The sequence below is a fragment of the Amycolatopsis sp. NPDC051071 genome, from assembly GCF_040682875.1.
GTDB lineage: Bacteria > Actinomycetota > Actinomycetes > Mycobacteriales > Pseudonocardiaceae > Amycolatopsis.
Map to the genome: position 1 here is coordinate 1 of NZ_JBFBBY010000082.1, position 19,318 is coordinate 19,318.

At 67.1% G+C, this 19,318-nt stretch carries 17 protein-coding genes; 7 read left to right on the forward strand and 10 right to left on the reverse strand.

The window, feature by feature from the left end; all coding sequences use genetic code 11:
* Positions 1-129: 129 nt before the first annotated feature.
* The 3 genes from AB0M65_RS24585 to AB0M65_RS24595 form a co-directional block, all read right to left on the reverse strand.
* Positions 130-1,125, reverse strand: a complete 996-nt coding sequence (locus AB0M65_RS24585; RefSeq protein WP_364031757.1) for a methyltransferase — start codon at positions 1,123-1,125, stop codon at positions 130-132.
* A gap of 80 nt (positions 1,126-1,205) precedes the next feature.
* Positions 1,206-2,276 carry an LLM class flavin-dependent oxidoreductase gene (locus tag AB0M65_RS24590; RefSeq protein WP_364031760.1) on the reverse strand — a complete coding sequence of 357 codons (1,071 nt, stop codon included), beginning with the start codon at positions 2,274-2,276 and terminating at the stop codon, positions 1,206-1,208.
* A gap of 97 nt (positions 2,277-2,373) precedes the next feature.
* Complete coding sequence (locus tag AB0M65_RS24595; RefSeq protein ID WP_364031763.1) at positions 2,374-2,721, reverse strand: helix-turn-helix domain-containing protein; 348 nt, start codon at positions 2,719-2,721, stop codon at positions 2,374-2,376.
* 171 nt (positions 2,722-2,892) lie between these two features.
* Between AB0M65_RS24595 and AB0M65_RS24600 the strand changes: the two genes are divergently transcribed.
* Positions 2,893-4,353 (forward strand): MFS transporter, encoded by a 1,461-nt coding sequence (locus tag AB0M65_RS24600; protein WP_364031766.1) that lies wholly within the window; start codon positions 2,893-2,895, stop codon positions 4,351-4,353.
* Positions 4,354-4,438: 85 nt separating this feature from the next.
* Here AB0M65_RS24600 and AB0M65_RS24605 read toward each other — a convergent pair whose 3' ends face one another.
* Positions 4,439-4,792: a helix-turn-helix transcriptional regulator gene (locus tag AB0M65_RS24605; RefSeq protein WP_364031769.1), complete on the reverse strand. Its 354-nt coding sequence runs from the start codon at positions 4,790-4,792 to the stop codon at positions 4,439-4,441.
* A gap of 128 nt (positions 4,793-4,920) precedes the next feature.
* Between AB0M65_RS24605 and AB0M65_RS24610 the strand changes: the two genes are divergently transcribed.
* Both AB0M65_RS24610 and AB0M65_RS24615 read left to right on the forward strand, forming a co-directional pair.
* Positions 4,921-5,400, forward strand: coding sequence for a flavin reductase family protein (locus AB0M65_RS24610; protein WP_364031772.1), 480 nt, complete (start codon positions 4,921-4,923; stop codon positions 5,398-5,400).
* Complete coding sequence (locus AB0M65_RS24615; protein WP_364031775.1) at positions 5,397-6,302, forward strand: Gfo/Idh/MocA family oxidoreductase; 906 nt, start codon at positions 5,397-5,399, stop codon at positions 6,300-6,302. The genes AB0M65_RS24610 and AB0M65_RS24615 overlap by 4 nt, the downstream gene beginning before the upstream one ends.
* 54 nt (positions 6,303-6,356) lie before the next feature.
* Here AB0M65_RS24615 and AB0M65_RS24620 read toward each other — a convergent pair whose 3' ends face one another.
* The 3 genes from AB0M65_RS24620 to AB0M65_RS24630 form a co-directional block, all read right to left on the reverse strand.
* Entirely contained in the window at positions 6,357-7,421 is a 1,065-nt protein-coding gene (locus AB0M65_RS24620; protein ID WP_364031778.1) for an alcohol dehydrogenase catalytic domain-containing protein, read from the reverse strand.
* A gap of 112 nt (positions 7,422-7,533) precedes the next feature.
* On the reverse strand, positions 7,534-8,748 hold the full coding sequence (locus AB0M65_RS24625; RefSeq protein WP_364031781.1) for an acyl-CoA dehydrogenase family protein: 1,215 nt from the start codon (positions 8,746-8,748) through the stop codon (positions 7,534-7,536).
* A gap of 517 nt (positions 8,749-9,265) precedes the next feature.
* The gene (locus tag AB0M65_RS24630) at positions 9,266-9,955 is read right to left on the reverse strand and encodes a DUF998 domain-containing protein (protein ID WP_364031784.1); all 690 of its coding nucleotides are present in this window, start codon (positions 9,953-9,955) and stop codon (positions 9,266-9,268) included.
* Between the two features lie 235 nt (positions 9,956-10,190).
* Here AB0M65_RS24630 and AB0M65_RS24635 point away from each other — a divergent pair, with 235 nt between their 5' ends.
* Positions 10,191-12,689, forward strand: coding sequence for a M14 family zinc carboxypeptidase (locus AB0M65_RS24635; RefSeq protein ID WP_364031787.1), 2,499 nt, complete (start codon positions 10,191-10,193; stop codon positions 12,687-12,689).
* 541 nt (positions 12,690-13,230) lie between these two features.
* Here AB0M65_RS24635 and AB0M65_RS24640 read toward each other — a convergent pair.
* The gene (locus AB0M65_RS24640; RefSeq protein ID WP_364031790.1) at positions 13,231-14,310 is read right to left on the reverse strand and encodes a DnaJ domain-containing protein; all 1,080 of its coding nucleotides are present in this window, start codon (positions 14,308-14,310) and stop codon (positions 13,231-13,233) included.
* Positions 14,311-14,494: 184 nt separating this feature from the next.
* On the opposite strand from AB0M65_RS24640, the gene AB0M65_RS24645 reads away from it, so the two are divergent.
* Positions 14,495-15,328 carry a prolyl oligopeptidase family serine peptidase gene (locus AB0M65_RS24645; RefSeq protein ID WP_364031793.1) on the forward strand — a complete coding sequence of 278 codons (834 nt, stop codon included), beginning with the start codon at positions 14,495-14,497 and terminating at the stop codon, positions 15,326-15,328.
* A gap of 10 nt (positions 15,329-15,338) precedes the next feature.
* On the opposite strand, the gene AB0M65_RS24650 is transcribed toward AB0M65_RS24645, so the two are convergent.
* Together AB0M65_RS24650 and AB0M65_RS24655 are read right to left on the reverse strand one after the other, a co-directional pair.
* On the reverse strand, positions 15,339-16,238 hold the full coding sequence (locus tag AB0M65_RS24650; protein ID WP_364031796.1) for a hypothetical protein: 900 nt from the start codon (positions 16,236-16,238) through the stop codon (positions 15,339-15,341).
* Positions 16,235-16,756, reverse strand: coding sequence for a hypothetical protein (locus tag AB0M65_RS24655; RefSeq protein WP_364031798.1), 522 nt, complete (start codon positions 16,754-16,756; stop codon positions 16,235-16,237). The genes AB0M65_RS24650 and AB0M65_RS24655 overlap by 4 nt, the downstream gene beginning before the upstream one ends.
* 213 nt (positions 16,757-16,969) lie before the next feature.
* Here AB0M65_RS24655 and AB0M65_RS24660 point away from each other — a divergent pair, with 213 nt between their 5' ends.
* Together AB0M65_RS24660 and AB0M65_RS24665 are read left to right on the forward strand one after the other, a co-directional pair.
* On the forward strand, positions 16,970-18,379 hold the full coding sequence (locus tag AB0M65_RS24660) for an APC family permease (RefSeq protein WP_364031801.1): 1,410 nt from the start codon (positions 16,970-16,972) through the stop codon (positions 18,377-18,379).
* Positions 18,376-19,275, forward strand: a complete 900-nt coding sequence (locus AB0M65_RS24665) for an ROK family protein (protein ID WP_364031804.1) — start codon at positions 18,376-18,378, stop codon at positions 19,273-19,275. Before AB0M65_RS24660 ends, AB0M65_RS24665 begins: the two co-directional genes overlap by 4 nt.
* Positions 19,276-19,318: the final 43 nt, after the last annotated feature.

Sequence of the window (19,318 nt, forward strand, 5' to 3'; positions counted from 1 at the left end):
CGTACCTGACGTTCCCCGAAGTACATGAAGGCCCCCTTGCTTGCGTCAGGCGCAAGCAAGGGGGCCTTCATGTACTTCGGCATCGCCGCCGGGGGCGTGAGCACGGCGGCGATGACCCGCCCAGTCGTTCTAGAGTTTGCGTCCCACCAGTACGCCGTTGGCGCCTTGGCCGTCGAACGGGGTCACCCCTTCGGACTTGAGCCCGAACTCGTCCATCCAGCCGGAGTACTCCGCCGCCGTGTAGTTCCGTCCCCAGGTTTCGACCAGCATGTTCAGGCTCATCAGCGCGGCGGGCGCCGGTCCGCGCTTGTCGTCATCCACAAAGGACTCGGTGATCAGCAGTACGCCGCCGGGCGAGAGCGCCTCGGCGCAGGAGCGAAGGATCTTCCGCGCGTCCTCGATCCCCCAGTCGTGCAAGATGTTGGACAGCAAGATCGCGTCGTAGCCTTCGGGAATCCCGCCGACCTCGAAGAAGTCACCGCTGGCGAAGTCGATTCGATCAGCGAGACCGGCGTCGGCAACCCGGGGCTTGGTCAGTTCGCAGACGAACGGCAGATCGAAAACGGTGGCCCGCAGATGCGGATGGCGACGGCACAGCTCGATGTCGTACGCCGCCCCGCCACCGCCGACGTCCAGGATGGCCTTGATTTCGCTGAAGTCGACGGACTCCGCGAGCTGTCCGGCGGTATACGCGGACAAGGAATGCATCGCGTCCCAGAAATGCTCCTTGACCACCGGGTCGTTGGGCTGGAACAGCGACTTCTGGGTTTTCACGTCCCAGGTGCTCGGGTGGTTGCCTCGCAGCGACTCCTCCATCTTGAGGTAGGCCGGGTATTCGTGTTTGTCCACCAGGGTCACCCAGCCGCCGAAGTACCGTGGCTTGCCCTTGACCAGGAACTCCTCGGACAGGGGAGTGTTGCCGTAGGCACCTTTTTCGTCCAGCCGGAGCAGGCCCAGCGAGACGCAGGCGGTCAGGAGCAGTTCCGCGGGACGCTCGTGGATGCCGTGCCGGGTAGCGAATTCCGCCAGGCTGATGGTCTTGCCGCCGTCGAGTTCGGTGAACACCTCCAGTTCGGTGGCGAGGGCGAGACTCTTGAAGGCGTAGACGCCCAATGTCAGGTCCATGAGTGGTGTGGGTGAGATGGATGTTGCCATCGATTCCTCCAGTTTCTCCGGTGTCCTGGGTGGCTCGGGACGGCTCACGTTCACCGCGGTGCGCGGCCGTCCGCCGGGGGAGCGGTGCTCAACGACTTCGTTCCGTGCCGTTTCCCGAATTCCTCGCGCAAGACGGGAACGACCTCTTCGCCGAGAAAGTCGAGTTGCTCCAGCACGGTCTTCAGCGGCAGCCCGGCGTGGTCCATGTTGAACATCTGCCGCTGGTAGTCCCCGAAGTATTCGCGGAACCGCAGCGTTTTCTCGATCACCTGTTGGGGACTGCCCACCGACAGCGGTGTCTGGGCCATGAAATCCTCGAGTGAGGGGCCGTGCCCGTATACCGGGGCGTTGTCGAAATAGGGCCGGAACTCCCGGACGGCGTCCTGGGAGTTCTTGCGCATGAAGGCCTGCCCGCCCAGTGCCACGACGGCCTCCTCGGGGGTGCCGTGTCCGTAGAGGGCGAACTGCTCGCGGTAGAGCCCGATCAGCTGCTGGAAGTGTTCCTTGGGCCACAGGATGTTGCTGGCGAAGAAACCGTCGCCGTAGTAACCGGCCTGCACGGCGATCTCCGGGCTCCGGATCGACCCATGCCAGACGAAGGGCGGCACCCCGTCCAGTGGCCGGGGAGTGGAGGTGAAGTTCTGCAGCGGAGTCCTGAACCGGCCCTCCCAGTCCACTTTCTCTTCCCGCCAGAGCCGGTGCAGCAGCGCGTAGTTCTCGAGGGCGAGCGGAATACCCTGCCTGATGTCCTTTCCGAACCAGGGATAGACCGGCGCGGTGTTGCCGCGGCCCAGTACCAGGTCGACCCGGCCACCCGAAAGGTGTTGCAGCATCGCGTAATCCTCCGCGAGCTTCACCGGGTCGTTGGTGGTGATCAAGGTGACCGCCGTGGAGAGGATGATCTTCTCCGTCCGGGCGGCGATGTACCCGAGAAGGGTGGTCGGCGAAGACGGGACGTGCGGCGGGTTGTGGTGTTCCCCGGTCGCGAAAACGTCGAGGCCGACCTCTTCCGCCTTCAAGGCGATGGTGACCATCGACCTGATGCGTTCCTGCTCCGTCGCCACGCGGCCCGTCGTGGGGTCTGGTGTCAGATCACCGACGCTGTAAATCCCGAACTGCATGACGCTCCTCCCCGCGGGTGGTACTCGCGGCACTGGCTGTATGTGGCGTGGTGCCGCGCAACGGGGGAGGTGCGCCAGGTGGAAAGTGAAGGCGGGATCAGCCGCCGGAACCCGCGCGCGCGCCGACGGGGTCGTCCGTGCGGGCACCGGTCACGATCGCGTCGAGCAAGCCGGGGAAGCGCGCGTCGAGATCCTCGCGGCGTAGCGAGAGCAGGTTTTCGCGGCCGGAGGCGAGTTGCCAGATGACGCCGCTGTCGCGCAGTACGCGCCAGTGGTGCGTCATGGTCGATTTCGCCGTCACGCCAAGGACGTTCAGCACCCGGCTGCAATTCTGTTCCCCGCCGGAATCCAGCAACCGGACGACGGAGAGCCGCAAGGGGTTGCCCAGCGCGGAAAGGACGCCGTCGATCCGAATCTGGTCTCGCTCGGGATGGCGGTAGTTCATAGTTTGACTGTACCGGAACAGTCAAACTATGAGGGCGCTGTTCCGCTGGCGCGAGAAGTCTGGCGGGGGTCACGAGCTGAGCTTGCCAAACGGTACGACGATACGCAACTATACGTACAGTACGAGAAAAGTCGTACACTCACGAACGAGACCCACGAAGGGCGCATTCACATGGCCATTTCATCCGCGCAGCAGGGCGAGACCCACGGCGGAACCAAGCGACGGCTGGGCTGGATCCTGGCGTTGCTGGCCCTGGCCCAGCTGATCTACGCGCTGGACCTCAACATCGTGTTCGTCGCGCTCCCCGAAATCGGCTCGGATCTGGGTTTTCCCGGCCAGACCCAGCAACTGGTGGTCAGTGCCTACGTCGTGTTCGCGGGCGGATTCCTGCTACTCGGCGGACGAGCGGCGGATCTGCTGGGCCGTCGCCGGATCTTCGTGCTGGCGCTCGCTCTCTACGCCGTCTCCTCGTTGGCGGGCGGACTGGCGGGCAGTCCGGCCGTCATCATCGTCGCCCGCGCCGTTCAGGGGATCGGCGGCGCGTTGTTGCTTCCGTCGACGCTCTCGTTGATCAACACCCTGTTCCCCGAAGGTCCCAAACGGAATCGGGCGCTCGCGGTCTGGGGTGGCGCCGGCGCCAGCGGTCTCACCATCGGTGCCTTGCTTGGCGGGGTGCTCACCGAGAATTTCGGCTGGCCCGCGGTCTTCTACGTCAACGTCCCGCTCGCCGGGCTCGTCGCGTTGGCCGCCTTCTTCGTCATTCCACGCGATCCGGCACGTACCGAACGTCGTAAGTTCGATCTCCCTGGCGCGCTCACCGTCACCGCCGGTGCCACCTTGCTGGTCTTCGCTCTGGTGCAGGGACCCGAACTGGGCTGGGGGAGTCCGCTGGTGGTCGGCGCGCTCGTGCTCGCCGTGGCCTTCCTGGCGATCTTCGCCATCGTGGAGGCGCGCAGCAGTGACCCCCTGATGCCGTTCCGGGTGTTCCGCAATCGCAGTCTCACCGTCGGCATGACGGTCACCTTCATCTATATGGCGACTTTCGGCGTCCTGCCGTACTTCCTCACCGTCCTGCTGCAGAGCGTGCACGGCTACAGCGCGCTGCAGACGGGACTCGCGTTCCTGATCCCGTCCGTCGCCATCGCGAGCGGTACCCAGCTGGGTGAGCGCTTCGCCACCCGGATCGGAAACCGGAACACGCTGGTGATCGGTTTCGTGATCGGCATGATCGGCACCGTGGCGCTCGCTTTCGGCTTCGACGCCGAGGCCGGCTACGGAGCGCTGATCGCGGGGCTCGTGGTCTCCGGCGTGGGCCAGGGCATCGTCTGGACCGCCATGTGGATCGCCGCCGCGACCGGAACGGCGGCGCATGAACAGGGTGTCGCCAACGGTATCGCCTCCACGACCCTCAACATCGGCAATGCCATCGGGCTGGCCGTGTTCACCGCGCTCGCGACGATCGGCATCGGGGGCGCGACCGGTGACGAACTGCGTGTCGCGACCGCCGACGGCGAGTTCGTCGTGGTGCTCCTGACCGCGGCCGGGATGGTCCTCGGCTTGCTGGTCACGTTGACCCTCCGGCAGAAGACCGTCGCCCCGACGGAAAGTGAGGAGATCCTCGCGGCCCGCTGAGCGTCCCCACGCGCGGGCCGCGCCCCGGAAAGGGTCGCGCGCGGGACGCTCCCCAACGTCCTGCGCGCGACCCGTCCACGTCAGGTCAAGAAGCGGCCTGCCGCGAGGAGTGGGGTACCGGGTTTTCTTCCGCGGCGGCATCGAGGATCGAGTCGAGCAGGCCCGGGTATCGGGCGTCGAGGTCTTCCCTGCGCAGGGACAGCAGGGTTTCGCGTCCCGCGGGCCGCTGCCGGATGACGCCACTGTCGCGTAGCACCCGCCAGTGATGGGTCAGGGTGGACTTCGAGATGTCGGCGCCGAGCTGGAGGCCCACCGCTCCGCAGGCGTGTTCACCGCCTTCGGCGAGAACCTGGGCGATGATGAGCCGGATCGGGTTGCCAAGAGCCGACAGGACGTTCTCCATCCGGATCTGGTCAGTGGTGGGGTGCCTGCCGATCATGCGGCCAGTGTAGACACTCCGATTCGACGCGCACGCCCGTACGGCCGCGGGCACTGTCCATCGCTACGAATGTACGTTAAATTACGTACCTAGCTTCGTTCGATCGCATTGCCACCTGGGGAGGAAAAATGCCTGTCGCCGCGGAGGATTTCACCCGCACCTTGACCAGAGTTCCCGCGCCGGTGACCGTGGTGACGACCGTGGACCACACGGGCCGTCGCCGGGGGTTCACCGGCAGTGCGTTCAGCTCACTGTCGCTGGACCCGCCACTGATCCTGATGTGCCTGGGGAAAACGGCCAGCACGCATTCGGCGTTCGTCCACTCCGGCCACTTTTTGGTCAACGTGCTGGCTCAGCATCAGGACGAGATCGCGCGCCGGTTCGCGGAGTCGGGTGTGGATCGTTTTCTCGCGGGGGACACGACGACGGCGGAGCTGGGTCTCCCCGGGATTCCCGGCGCGGCCGCGCGGATCGGTTGCACGACCCACGCGGTCCACGACGGCGGCGATCACAGCATCCTCATCGGCAGGGTGGAGGTCGTGTACGCCGGCACCGCCGAACCACTCGTGTACTGCGATCGCGGCTTCGCCCGCCTGACGACCGCGTGAGCAGGCTGCGCGTGGCCGTCCTCGGCACCGCCCACGTCCATTTGCCCGAGCATCTCGCGGTCTTGACCGGTGACGAGGAGACCGAACTCGCCGGTGTGCATGATCCCGGTTCCCCGGACGGGCCGTCGGTGGCCGAGATCCTGAGTGGTGCGGACGCGGTACTGGTCGGCGCCACGAACGCGGAGCGGCCCGGCCTGGTGCGTGAGGCGCTCGCGAGGGGGCTGCCCACCCTTGCCGAGAAGCCGTTGGCGGGCACGGCGGCCGAGGTCACCGAACTCGCCGCCTTGATCGGCCGCGGCCCGGCACCGGTGACGACGGCGATGTTCCTGCGTTGTGTGCCCGCGTTACGGCGCGTGCGGCGGTTGATCGCCGATGGTGCCCTAGGCACACTCTTCTCCGCGCATACCCGGTTCACCCATCCCGGGCTGCTCGACGGCTGGTTCACCGGCCGCACGGGATGGCTGGCCGAACCCGAGGCCGGTGGCGGGTTCGCGGATCTGGGTATTCATCTGTTCGACCTGCTGCGCTGGTTGCGGCCAGGGGCGGGGCTGGACGTGGCAGGCGTCCGGCTGCGCCGGTCCGGCATCCACCACGCCGACGTCGGCGGCGTCGCGCTGCTCGACTGGGACGGGATTCCGACGACCGTCCACTCGGGATGGATCTCCCGGCCAGGCGGATTCCTTCTGCGGCTGGAGGGCTCGCGGGGATCCTGCACGGTCGACGGCGGTACTTTGACGGTCCATAAAGGATCGAAGGTGGTGAGTCATGGCGCCGCGCCCGCCGCGGGGGCCGCGGTGAGCGCGTTCCTCGGGCAGGTCCGCGGTCGTGCGAGCTGGGACGCGCCGACACCGGCGGACCTGGTCGCTTGCGCGAAGCTGCTCGACACGGTCGTCCCGGCTTGACGGGTCTCCCGGCGATTCCCCGGGCGCCTTCGGAAAGCCACCCGGGGAAATCGCTCACCTGCGGAAGTCCACGATGGTCTTGAGATCGGTGGTGTGCCGGTAGTTCGTGAAGATGTCGACGAGTTGATCGTAATCGTCGAAACTGCAGACGGTGGACAGCAGCGCCTTGCCGTCGACGACCCCGGTGAGCAGCAGATGCATCGCCGAGGTGATGACGTTCGCGCTGTGGTGCATCGGAAACGCGCTGACATCGAACGGCGCCGAACGGATCGTGATCCCCTTGGCGAGCATCAGCCAGGTGTCGAACTTCTGCATTTCCTGCGAGGCGCCATAGAGCACGTAGCGTCCCTTCGCGACGAGTTTGCGCATCGCCATCCGCCGAGGATCCTTGTCCTCGTCGATGTTCTTGATCGTGGGAAGAGTGTCGAAGACGTAATCGAAAGTGCTTTCCTCGACCAGTTCCTCGAGTTCGTCGGGCGTGTAGGCGCGATCGGAGAAATGCTCCTCCGCCATGGTGTTCCGGTGAGGATTGAGATCGACCGATACCACCGAGTGGGGCGCGAGCAGTCGTTTCATGATCCGGCCCGCGATGACACCGATCGGGCCGGTGCCGAGCACGAGGATCTTGTCGCCGATCCGCGGCGGGTTGGTCAGGATCGATCGGAGCGCGCCGGTGGTCGGCTCGATGAACGAGCATTCCAGGTCGTTGAGCGCGTTCGGGACCTTCACCGCCGCCGCCCGGTGGTCGTCGAGAAAGTTCCGGTCGGTCCAGAACACGTCCTCTTTGACCTGTCCCGAAAAGATCGGCCGGAGGGTGCGGTACTCGGCGAAACCGCCGAAGTCCGTCTGCCCCCAGTAGACGACCCGGTCACCGGGCTCGATGTCGGCACCGTCGTAATCCGGCCCGATGTCCACCACCTCGCCCAGGTATTCGTGGCCGAGGATGATCGGGTATTCCGAAGGGAAGAGGTGGCCTTCGAAGAAAGAGATGTCGGTGGAGCAGATGGACACACAACGCGTCTTGAGCAGTAGTCCGTCGTCGGGGGTGGACGGAATGGGGATTTCCGCCAGTATTGTCTTCCGGGGGGCGATCAGCTGCACGGCTTTCATCGTGGGCATGAGGTTCCTCGGCTCGGTAGCGGGACATGATCGGATCGTCGCCAGGCGGGACGGACACGGCAAAAGCCGTCTCGTCATCGAGTCGGTACGCTCGCTCAGCGTGAGTGGAGAATCAGCGGCGGACGAGAAGTTCGCCGCCGAGGAGGTACTGCCCCACCATCTCGAAATGCGTGTGGGACAAGGTGATGTGCTTGACGGCCGAACGGACGTCGCGCAGGCTCCGCTCCAGCCTGCTCGTGGCGTACAGCGAACTCGTGCCCGCCAGTTGATAGGCGAGATCCACCGCGGCCATAGCGTGCTCCGCCACGGCGGCCGCCGTGAGCCGGACCAAGGCGGTCAGCGCCTTCCCGCCGTCCTCGCCCCGCTCGGTGACCTGCGAAGCCGCCTCGGACAGCAGAACGCGAGCCGTGTAGACCTGCATTTCCATCCTGGCGAGCTTTTCCTGCACGGTGTGGCTCGCCGCCAGCGTGCTCGAAGCGCCGGCCGGCGTTTTCGAGGTCGCCAGGCTCTTGAAGGTCTCCAGCGCGTCCTGAGCGATGCCGAGCGCGGTCGACGAAGAGGTGAACGGACCGAAATCGAAGTAGCTGACCGGGTATCCGCGTGAAGGCCGGTCGGCGGGCGGGTGGTGCATCGCCGCACCGTCCACGGTGAACTCCTCGGGGACGAAGACGTCCTCGAGCGTGTAGCTGACGCTGCCGGTTCCCCGCAGTCCGATCGTGTACCAGTCGTCTTCGAAGTGGACCACATCGCGGGGTACGAAGAGCATGCGGATGACCGGAGCGCCCGCCACCTTGCGCGGGATTCCGTTCTCGGTGATCAGCGCCGCGCAGACCAGCCAGTCGGCGTGTGCCGATCCGCTGGCGAACGCCCATCGGCCGGTCAATCGGTAGCCGCCTTCGACCGGTACCGCCTTGCCGGACGGATTGACCCCGCCGACGACCAGCTTGTCGTGCTCCCGGAAAAGAAGAGAGGCGGTACTTTCGGGCAGATAATCGGACAGTCTTCCGATCGCCCCCTGTACGCCCATTTGCCATGCTATCGACGCGTCCAGCCTAGCCAATGCCTGGACTATTCCCATTCCGACGACGAGGGGAACTCCGCCACCGCCGAAGGAGCGAGATATCCACATTCGATGAAAACCCTGCTCTCGCAACGCATCCACTACCTCAGGGGCAGTGGACCGATCGTCTTCCGTTGAATTCCGGTGCTGGATGATCACCGGCGCGATCTTGTCGAGTCGCGCTGTCCATTCGGCGTGATTTTCGCTGATACCCTGAAGAACGGGTAAACCGACGGGTACGGCATTCATTATTGCCCCCACGCTCATTGAGTCCCCCGACTCGAACTCCCCAACCGTACTAAGCTACGTGAACTATCGTACAGACGATGTCGAGTATGCGGTAAGAGCAATGGGGCGCGCAAGCAACATCCAGTCGGTCCAAAGTGATGTACATCACATGACCAAAGGGGAAGATTGCCCTCATCGCCGACCGATCGTGCGGACGGGGTCATGGTGCGCGAAGCGTTGTGGCACAGGGGTTCGGGTGACCGCTACGACGATTCGGGACCACTTTCGGGGCGGACTCGACGGGTGCCGGACCGGGCCGAACGGGCACTTGATCTTGATTCGTGTTCGGCGGTTCAGGAGGTTACGGAAAGGTCATCGGTTCGACTCGGACGGCAAATTTTCCGACGAACCTCATCATGCGGTCCGATCGCCGGAATTCTCGAATGGCCCCGAGGTCACGCCGGGGATGACCCCCTCGCGACGATATGCCGCGCGAGAGGCCGATGGCGCCTTTCGCCTGCCGGGGACCGATCTCCGGCCTGGACGTGCTCGGCGGTCAGGACGCGATCCGGACGGTTTCGGGTGCCTCGGCAACCTGCGGCGGCGCCACCCTGGCGGGCAGGAGCAGCGACGCCAGCGCGATCAGCCCGGTCAGCGCCATCGCGCGTTCGACCAGCCCCAGCGGGATCGCCTGCCACCACGGCCTGCCGCCGTTCATCGAGACCACGATCGCGCCGAGGATCACGCCGAACCAGGCCAGTGCCGCCACCGCGAGCATCCTGGTCACCGCGCGGCGAGCGGGGGAGGAGGGGAAGACGGCCTTCGCGGCGAACCAGACGGCCAAGGGCAGGCAGACGAAGGCCACGACGCTCGCGATCCGGTGCACCGTTCCGCCGGTGCTCGGCCCGATCGCCCAGTTGTTCTTGGGGAACGCCACGATCGCCACCAGGCTCACCGTCCAGAGTGCGCAGAAGATCGAGGCCGCGGACAGCGCGGGAAGGTGCCTGCGGCGGATCAGCACGCCGAAGCCGATCGCCGAGCCGAACGCGACCAGCAGGACCGCGACGTCGAAGATCCACTTGTTCTCGCTGAGCGCGTATTCGCTGATGGTGCGGCGGACCGGGCTGATGTCGCTGGTGGCGGGGAGCACCTGCAGTAGCAGGATCAGCAGTGCTCCGCCGGCGACCGAGGCCACAGCGGCCAGCAGGGCCAGCGGGGACCTGGTGGTGACCTGGGACGTCGTCATGGTTGAAAGGTAACCATCCAACCTGAAGGTTTTCTTAGGCCAACCTGTCGGAATCGACAGGAAAGTCCCAATCGCCGGCGCACATCGTGGTGATCGTTCCGGCACGGTCGGTGAGATCGTTGGGCCGAAAGGGGTGTACGCGACTTGTGGCGGGTCCCTCGGGTGGGGTCGCGGGTCTAGGGTCTCGCTACCGGTGACCTCACCCGGTCACCGGACTGTCCAAGGAGGTCAGTCTGTGGGGTATTCACCAAACCGGCGAAGAGCGGGATGGACGGCGGCGACCCTGGTGCTCGCCGGCACCTTCGTGGCACTTCCGTCGGCCACGACGGCGGGGGCCGCGGACAACGTGGTACGAGCCAATCAGGCGGTAGCGCGTTCCTGTTTCGCCACGTTGCAGAAGCCGGGTACGGCAGGCACCGACCGGCGTGAATTCACGTCCACTGTGGACGGTCTGCTGCAGGCCCGCCTCGCGCCGCGCGGCGGGAACGAGGGCGACTGGGACCTGGCGGTCTTCGACAAGGCCAGTGGCGCCGTCGTCGCCGCGTCGGCCGCGTTGCGCAGCCACGAACTCGCCGAAGGATTCGTGAAGAAGGACCAGAAACTGGTCGTGCAGACCTGCCGCTACGACGGGCAGACGCGCGACGCGGTACTGGGAGTCGACTTCCTCGCGCTCACGCCGCAGGGAACGCCCACCGGCGCCGCGCCCGCGCCGCAGCGCGCCGAACTGGTCCGGGTCGAGACCCCGGCCAAGCAGGACAAGGACAAGCTGCTCCGGCTCGGCCTCGACGTCACCGAGAAGGCCGACGCCACCGGCGTCCAGGTCGTCCTCGCCAACGACACCGACCGCAAGACGCTGGCGGACAACGGCTTCAAGTCCAAGGTGGTCGACGCCGACCTTTCGGCGAAGTCGATCCAGAACGCCAAGACCGACCGCGAGTACGCCGCGAAGACGGCGGGTTCCACCCTGCCGTCCGGGCGCACGAGCTACCGGCACCTCTACGACTACCAGTTCGAGATCAAGGAACTGGCCCGCAAGAACCCCAAGCTCGTCACGGCGTTCACGCTGCCGCAGCCGACCTGGGAAGGCCGCGACGTCATCGGCCTCGAAATCGCCAGCGACGTCAAGAACATCACCGACGGCAAACCCGTCAACTTCACCATGGGCGTGCACCACGCCCGGGAGTGGCCCGCCGGCGAGCACGCCATGGAATGGGTGATCGAGCTGGTCAAGGGCTACACCGCCAACAACCCCGAAATCCGCGGTCTGGTCGGCCGGACACGCAACATCGTCGTGCCGATCGTCAACGCCGACGGTTTCGAAATCTCCCGTGAGGCCGAGCCCAAGGGCGACTTCTCGCGCTTCGACTACGAGATGAAGCGCAAGAACTGCAACGTCAACGACTCGCCGAAGGAGTTCGCGACCGGCGTCTGCAAGGCGAACCCCGGCGGCCGTGAACGCGGCACCGACCCGAACCGCAACTACGCGGGCTTCTGGGGCGGCGCCGGCGCGTCGACCCTGTGGCGCAGCGACACGTTCCGCGGCTCCGGCCCGTTCTCCGAGCCCGAGACGCAGAACATCCGCTCGATCGTGTCGAACCGCCAGGTGACCAACCTGATCACACTGCACACCTTCTCCAACCTGGTGCTGCGTGTCCCGGGTGTCGCCGCCGTCCGCCCGCCGCTCGACGAGCCGGCGTACAAGGCTCTCGGCGACAAGATGGCCTCGCGCAACGGATACACCAGCCAGCCGTCGTGGGCGCTCTACGACACGACCGGTTCGACCGAGGACTGGTCGTACTGGGCCACCGGTGGCTGGGGCTTCACGTTCGAGATCGGTGACATCGAGTTCCACCCGCCGTTCCAGAACGGTGTCGTCGCCGAGTACACCGGCGTCGCCCCCGCGGCGGGCGCCGGCAAGGGCGGCAACCGGCAGGCCTTCGTGGACATGCTGGCCAACACCGCCGACCCGGCGGCACACTCGACGCTGATCGGTACGGCGCCGAAGGGCTACCAGCTGAAGCTGCACAAGACCTTCCAGACGCCGACCGCGCCGGTGGTGCAGCCGGACGGCTCGACGAAGCCGCCGATCTACGTGACCGACAACCTGAACTCGACGCTGGGCTCCACCGGCGGCCGGTTCGCGTGGTCGATCAACCCGTCGACCCGCCCCTACGTCGCGGGCCGCTACGGCCGCGAGCCGCAGGGACCGGCGCAGGCTTCGATCCAGGTCGCCAACCCGGCCGGGGTCCCGGCGGTCAACGCCAACTACCCGACGGACCCGACTTCGGAGAGCTTCACCTTCCATGTCGACGGTCTCCCGAAGGTGGACAACGGGAAGTTCAGCGTCGACGTCAAGTGGGCCAGCCAGGACACCGACTGGGACCTGTACGTCTTCGACTCGGCCGGCAACATGGTCTCGTCGTCGGCGAACGGTTCGACCACGGAAGAGCACGCGATCCTGTACGACCCGCCCGCCGGGGATTACACCGCCGTGCTGGTCAACTTCGCACAGGCCAGCCCGTCCACTGTGGACGATTGGACCGGCGGAGTGTCGTTCCAGTCGCCGATCCCGCCGACCTACGGCCCCAAGGAGGCGTACCAGCTGACCTGTACGTCCCCGAAGGGCAAGCTCGTCGGCCTCGCGGACGTCTACATCGACCGCGGCCAGACGGTCGACGTCGGTGAGGTCTGCACCCGCTCCGCGCGCGCCGCGAAGGAGCGCTCGGGCCGGTAGTTTCCTCACAATCCGCGGCTGGTCCAGGGGGTCGTGAGTGGCGATGAGGGGTAACCCTATTTGCCACTCACGACCCCGCCGGACCCTGGGCTCTCTGTGACCGGCTTGTTCGCGGGGTTGGCGGCCAGAGCGAAGGCGTGACTCGCGTGCTTAAGGGCGTAACTCGCGTGCTTAAGGGCGTAACTCGCGTGCTTGAAGACGGATCTCACGTGCTGGACGCCGAACTCGGTGTGCGGGGTCTGAGCACGTGAGTTACGCCTTGAAGCACGCGAGTTACGCCTTCAGGCACGCGAGTTACGGCTTTAAGCACGCGAGTGCGGTGTCGCGCCACCTCCGGCGCCACCTCGCCCGAAGGCGCCACCTTTGCCTTACCTGTCAATAGCCTTCCTTGTCACTCACGACTCTCTCCAAAGCCGCGCAAAGATCCCAAAACAGACACTCGCAGGTCGCAAGTGTCCTTTGTGGATAGTCAAGGGGCTTCTGGTCCTGGGTCCCTCAAGGAGTCCTTCACGGACTTCAGGCCTGTCTCAAGAGACCGGGCTCAGGCGGTGCCGGCGACCCGGTCCCGCACGAGCCGCATCGTCGCCGAGTCCACTGTGGACGGCTCCGCCGAAAGCCAGCCGCCGATCTCGTGCAGGAACTGCTCCGGCGTCATCGGCGGCGCGGGTGCGCGGTCCTCGTGGTCGGTGGTGACGTCGCCGGACCGGCTCGGGTACACGATCATCGCCCCCCGCAGTGCGACGCCGGGCAGGATTCGCCGGTATTCGGCGAGGCTTTCGGGCAGTCTTGTCCCGCCGCCGCGGAAGGCGCGGCCGTTGCGCAGCAGGCGATCGTCGTCATCGGTTTCGTAGTGCCCCGGCAGCCACAGCTTCGATTCGATGAGCACGAGCCGCTTCCCGCACAGGACAGCGTGGTCGACGTCGGCGAACACCGAGTCCGGCCACGAAAGGCCGTGGAAGATCCGGGCGCCGGGCAGGCGGGTCAGGTAGCGCTCGAGCAGGTCGGCGGTGAGGCGTTCGGCGAGCTCGTCGGGTTCGGTGCCGGGAGTGCCGAATACGCGTTTCTCGCCGAATTCGGCGGCGAACCGGTTCCTGGCGCGGGAAGCGGCGAGGTAGCCGCGTGCGAGCCGTTGCACCAGCAGGGCGGTTCCGGCGGTCAGGATCAGCCAGACGATCAGGGTCGGGGCCGAGAATCCGACGCCGGTCAGCACCGGCAGCAGGACCAGCACCATACCGCCGACGGCCGCCACGACCGGCGTATGCCCGGGACCACGCCGTCTGCCGTGGCGCACGCGGTGGTCCTGTGCGGCGAATTCCCACCATTCGAGGTCGTCCGGGTCGATCACGACCGGCTCGGGGGCATAGCCGGGTTCGTCGCCGAAGCGACGTCTCGGCCGCGGCCGGATCGGTGCCAGGACGGAGCGCCCGCCCGCGTCGTAGCCCGCGCGCCGCAGTGGATCGCTGAGCGTGTCGTAGGCCTCGCGGACCAGCTGGAACGTCAGCGCGGAGCCGCCGGCGTCCGGATGGTGTGACTTCGCGAGCCGCCGGTACGCGGTCTTGATTTCGGTGTCCGAGGCGGCCTTGCCCACGCCGAGCACTTCGTAGTAGTCGACTTCTGGCACGGGCGGTTCACCTCCAAAGGGCCGGGCCGCAACACTATTCGGCCGCAGCCGTCGCGCCGCAACCACCTCCGCGGCGCGTCGGGGTGACCTCGCGGGCATACTGTTTCGCTTGTGGTGGAACGAGGTCCACCGCTGATGCGTCCTGGATATCGTGGAGATCGACAGGGCACGGGGAAGGACGACGGTGGGAGATCCGGTTACGGGCACGGCCGCGGGGGTGCCGTTCACCGCCTTGCCGCCATCAGCCGAGGTCAGCGGCCCGGCACCGGTGGTGGTCGCCTGGCATATGATCGACGCGCCCCGCACCGACGTGGCGTTCGCGGCCGCGTTGCCGCTGGCCGGGGTGCCCGCGTGGCGCGTGTACCTCGGGATGCCGTTGTGCGGCGCGAGAATGATCGACGGCAGCATGGACGCGGTCGTCGAACGGGCTCGCCGTGACGCGATGCTCGCCTATGCCGACCCGATCGTCGGGCAGGCCGCGCTGGAGTTCCCCGCCGCCCTCGCCGAGCTGCGCGAACGCCTCGGTTTCGACACCTCCCGGATGGCCGTCGTCGGCGGTTCCCTCGGCGGTGCGGTGGCGCTGACGATCCTGGCGACCCGCGAGATCCCGGTGCGGGCCGCGGCGCTGGTCAACCCGGCCGTCCGCGCGCGTTCGCTGGTGGGTGTGGTGGAAAGCTTGCTGGAGCAGCCGTATCCATGGAACGACAAGGCGAACGAGGCGGCGGATCAGCTCGACTTCGTCGCACGATCGGGTGAAATCTCCGCACGGGAAACGCAGGTTCCGCTGGCGGTCGTCAGTGGCGAGGAGGACTTCCCGTCGTTCCGCGAGGACGCCGCCGACCTCGTTTCCGTGCTGCGCGGGCATTACGCCACACCGGACGACGTGGTCCTCGCCCGGGTGCCAGGGCTCGCGCATGCGCTGGCCGACGTTCCGGGTATCGAACCCGCGCCGCAACTCCCGATCGCGAAGACGGTCGACGACGTGGTCACCGATTGGCTGATCCGGCATCTGGGCTGATTCAGCTGATTCAGCAGGCGGTGGGCGGCACCGACCGGGCGGGGCCGAATTCCAGCCGCAGCTTGTCGGTCTTCGGGACCACGAAGGCCACCCCGCCGCCCGCCCACCAGTTCGACGGCACGAACACGTACTGGCCGCCCGACTGCAACAGCAGTTTCAGCCCGGTGTACCGGTATTTGTAGGCGGCGTCGGGATCGGCGCACTTCACCTGCCGGACACCGCCCGCGGTGAGGTTGAGGCTTTCGGCGCTGTAGATCGTCGCGGCGGGACGCGTGGCGATCTGCCCCTCGGTCTCGAAGGCGCGCCGGATGCCAACGCCGCTCGAATAGTCGCCGACGGCCCAGAACAGCCCGATGCTGACCAGTACGTAAGCCAGGACGAGTTCCAGCGGGCCGGACCGCTGCGCGGCCGTCACTTGGCGCCAGGCGAAGAGCACCATCAGCACGCCGAGCGCGAAGCCGAGTCCAGGCAGACCGAGGTGGTCACGGAACGGCACCGGGTGCAGTGCGATCAGCACGGTCGCGACGATCAGCGCGACGCCGAGTCCGGCAGCGATCGGGGTACAGATCCGGAGCAGCCGGGCCCAGGTGTCCTCGGTGAGCCGGTTACGGAGAAACCGGCTCAGCATCAGGAAGCCGAGGACCGCGCCAGCCGTGCCCGCCAGCGGCAGGAGCACGCCGTCGACGCCGCGCGCGAAGATCTCGTCCGAGGTCTGCCCCAGCAGTGTGTAGTGGACGCGGAAGTAGAGAAAGAACGTCTGGGTCTCGACGAGCCCGAAGAAGTAGAGCAGCGCGGTGAGCAGGGTCGTGTTGGCCAGCACCGTGCCGACCAGCTTGAGTGCCTGCGGAGGCCCAGGATCGGGCTCGGGTGCCTTCGCCCCGGGTCTGCGCAGCCCGCGCCTCGCGGTCATCCGGACGTGGTCGCGACAGGTTGCTCGCTGGTCGAGACCGGGCTTTCCGAGGTCGTGGTCTCCTCGGTGACCTCGGGTTTGCACGCGACGGCCTTGATGGTGACCGTGCCACCGGGTTTGACCGGCGAGTGCGTGATGCTGGTGATGCACTCGCCCGATCCGGTGATCACGACTTTCACCCCGCACAGGCCGTGACCGGGGCAGCCGTTCCTGATGTCACCCTCGATCTCCGCTTTCGCGATCGCGGGGGAGGCGCCGAGCCGAGTGTGGTCGTAGATGATCGGGCTGCCCGGCACTCCCGGCGGGTCGGAACCCTCGGTATGCCCGCCACCTCCACCTGACGACGCTGACGACGCCGACGGCCCCGAAGACGCCGAAGCCGTCGGAGCGATCTCCGTGCTCACGCCGCTACCGGTCAGATCGCCCGGCGCGGTATCCCGGGGCGCGGACGCTCCGCCGCAGCCCGCCGCGAATCCGAGTGCGGCGATCGCCATCGCCGCGCTGAACAGCCGTTTCATGGACCTCACCGTCCCTGGAAGACACCCTTCTGGGTAAGGACGCGGTATCAGGGCTCCCTGATACGTCCCGGGTTGGTCCGTTCGGGGGTATTTCGCGGATTGCGCCCTTTCGGGCAGTTCCGGGCGGACGGGGCATGACAACTTTCCGGACCGGCCTTCCGACACGCTTCAAAATATGTTAAGAAACTTTACTAACTAATAGGGAGGCGCGTTTTGAGTTCACCCCCGCAGCCGGGGCTCGAGCGGAAGATCGGGCCCCTGCAGGCGACGGCCATCAACATGACCCAGATGTGCGGCATCGGCCCGTTCGTCACCATCCCCGCGATGGTGGCGACCCTCGGCGGCCCGCAGGCCATGTTCGGCTGGCTCATCGGCGCGCTCATCGCCCTCGCCGACGGCCTGATCTGGGCCGAGCTCGGCGCCGCACTCCCCGGCGCCGGCGGTACCTACGTCTATCTGCGTGAGGCGTTCGGCTCCCGGACCGGCAGGCTCATGCCGTTCCTGTTCGCCTGGAGCGCGGTGCTGTTCATCCCGCTGATCATGTCCACCGGCATCATCGGTCTCGTCCAGTACCTCGGATACCTGATCCCGGGAGTCGCCGACGATGGCGGGACGACCGCGCTCGGCAAGGTCATCGGGCTCGGCGTCATCGTGCTGGTGGTGCTGGCGCTTTTCCGGCGGATCGGCGAGATCGGGAAGCTGACCACCGTCCTGTTCGCGGTCATGCTGTTCGCCGCGCTTTCGGTGATCGTCGCGGCCTTCACGCGTTTCGACGGCGCGCAAGCGTTCGCCTTCACGCCGGGCGCGTTCTCGTTCGACGGCGGCGCCTTCTGGGCAGGCCTCGGTGCGGGCCTGATCATCGCGATCTACGACTACCTCGGCTACAACACCAGCGCCTACCTCGGCGGCGAGGTGCGCGATCCCGGCCGGACGCTGCCGCGGTCGATCATCTTCTCGATTCTCGGCATCATGAGCCTGTACTTCCTGCTGCAACTGGGAGTGCTGGGGTCGATCCCGCTGGAGGAGCTGAAGAACGCGACATCGGTCGCGTCGACCGTGCTGGAACAGGCGTGGGGGACGGGCGCGGCCAAGGTCATCACCGTGTTCATCGTGATCGCCGCGGTCGGTTCGGTGTTCGCCGGCCTGCTCGGCGGCTCGCGGGTCCCGTTCGAGGCCGCACGCGACAAGGTGTTCCTGCCGGTGTTCGCCAAACTGCACCCGAAACTGAACCTGCCGACCGCCGGGGTGCTGACGATGGGCGTCATCGCCGCGATCGGCTCGCTGTTCACCCTCACCGCGGTGATCAACGCGGCGGTGACGGTGCTGGTGCTCGTCCAGTCGCTCGCGCAGGTCGCGGCGATCGTGGTGCTGAGGCGACGGCGGCCGGAGCTGAACCGGCCGTATCGCCAGTGGCTCTACCCGATCCCGACGATCATCGCGCTGCTCGGCTGGGTCTACATCTACTTCTCCGCCACCTGGCTCTCGATCGGGCTTTCGGTGGGATGGATCGCGCTCGGCGTGGTGGCGTTCCTCGCCTACGCGAAGGCGGAGCGCGTGTGGCCGTTCGGGCCGAAGGGAATTCAAGAATCGTTCACAGGGGCGGAAGAGGGGATCGGGAAGTGACGGGGGAAGAGCTGATACTGGGGATCGACTTCGGTGGGACGAAGGTCGCGATCGGGCTGGCCGACAGAGCCGGGAGCCTGCTGGTCACCCGGCGGCTCGACACCGACGCACAGGCGGGTGCCGGACAGGTGGTGAGCCGCGCGCTCGCCGCGGCCCGCAAACTGCTCGCCGACGAAGGCGCCGCCGACGACCTCGCCGCGATCGGCGTCGTCAGTCCCGGCATCGTGCTGGAGGACCGCATCCTGCTGGCCCCCAACGTGCCGGGCTGGGAGCAGCTGCGGCTGCGGGAACTGGTCGCCGAGGAGTTCGGCGGCGTCCCGATCGCCGTCGGCACCGACGCCAAGGCGGCGGCGCTCGCGGAATGGCGATGGGGAGCGCTCGCGGACGCCGATCCGGCGGTGTTCCTCTCCTTGGGGACCGGGATCGCCGCGGCGGTACTGGTCGGCGGCCGGCTGCTGGCCGGCGCGAATGGCGCTGCGGGAGAGATCGGGTACAACCTCCTCTCGCCGCAGGACACCGACGGTTTCGCCGGCGGAGCGGCGCCGCTGGAAGAAGCCGTCGGTGGGCGTGGGCTGGGCGGCCGGGCGAGTGTGCTGCTCGGCCGCCCGGTGACCGCGGGTGAGCTGTTTGGCCTCGCCAAGGAGAACGCGCAGGCGAAGGAACTGGTCACCGCCGCACTCGACGAACTGTCGATGCACGTCGCGAATCTCGCGATCACGCTCGATCCGCAGCGGATCGCCGTCGGCGGGGGACTGGTGCGCTCGGCCGACGTCCTGCTGCCCGCCCTGCGGGAACGGCTGGCGCAGGCCGTCCCGTTCCCGCCGGAACTGGTGTCGGCGAAGTTCGACCAGGACGCGTCGCTGCTGGGTGCGATCGCGCTGGCGCTGGGCGCCTAGCTCGATCACGGACCGAAGCCGCCGGGCCTTCCGCTAGATCCGA

What these genes read in the sequence shown, in the direction of transcription:
- AB0M65_RS24585 (WP_364031757.1), bottom strand. Translation starts at nt 1,125, where the DNA reads ATGGACCTGACATTGGGCGTCTACGCCTTCAAGAGTCTCGCCCTCGCC.
- AB0M65_RS24590 (WP_364031760.1), bottom strand. Translation starts at nt 2,276, where the DNA reads ATGCAGTTCGGGATTTACAGCGTCGGTGATCTGACACCAGACCCCACG.
- AB0M65_RS24595 (WP_364031763.1), bottom strand. Translation starts at nt 2,721, where the DNA reads ATGAACTACCGCCATCCCGAGCGAGACCAGATTCGGATCGACGGCGTC.
- AB0M65_RS24600 (WP_364031766.1), top strand. Translation starts at nt 2,893, where the DNA reads ATGGCCATTTCATCCGCGCAGCAGGGCGAGACCCACGGCGGAACCAAG.
- AB0M65_RS24605 (WP_364031769.1), bottom strand. Translation starts at nt 4,792, where the DNA reads ATGATCGGCAGGCACCCCACCACTGACCAGATCCGGATGGAGAACGTC.
- AB0M65_RS24610 (WP_364031772.1), top strand. Translation starts at nt 4,921, where the DNA reads ATGCCTGTCGCCGCGGAGGATTTCACCCGCACCTTGACCAGAGTTCCC.
- AB0M65_RS24620 (WP_364031778.1), bottom strand. Translation starts at nt 7,421, where the DNA reads ATGCCCACGATGAAAGCCGTGCAGCTGATCGCCCCCCGGAAGACAATA.
- AB0M65_RS24625 (WP_364031781.1), bottom strand. Translation starts at nt 8,748, where the DNA reads ATGAGCGTGGGGGCAATAATGAATGCCGTACCCGTCGGTTTACCCGTT.
- AB0M65_RS24630 (WP_364031784.1), bottom strand. Translation starts at nt 9,955, where the DNA reads ATGACGACGTCCCAGGTCACCACCAGGTCCCCGCTGGCCCTGCTGGCC.
- AB0M65_RS24650 (WP_364031796.1), bottom strand. Translation starts at nt 16,238, where the DNA reads ATGACCGCGAGGCGCGGGCTGCGCAGACCCGGGGCGAAGGCACCCGAG.
- AB0M65_RS24655 (WP_364031798.1), bottom strand. Translation starts at nt 16,756, where the DNA reads ATGAAACGGCTGTTCAGCGCGGCGATGGCGATCGCCGCACTCGGATTC.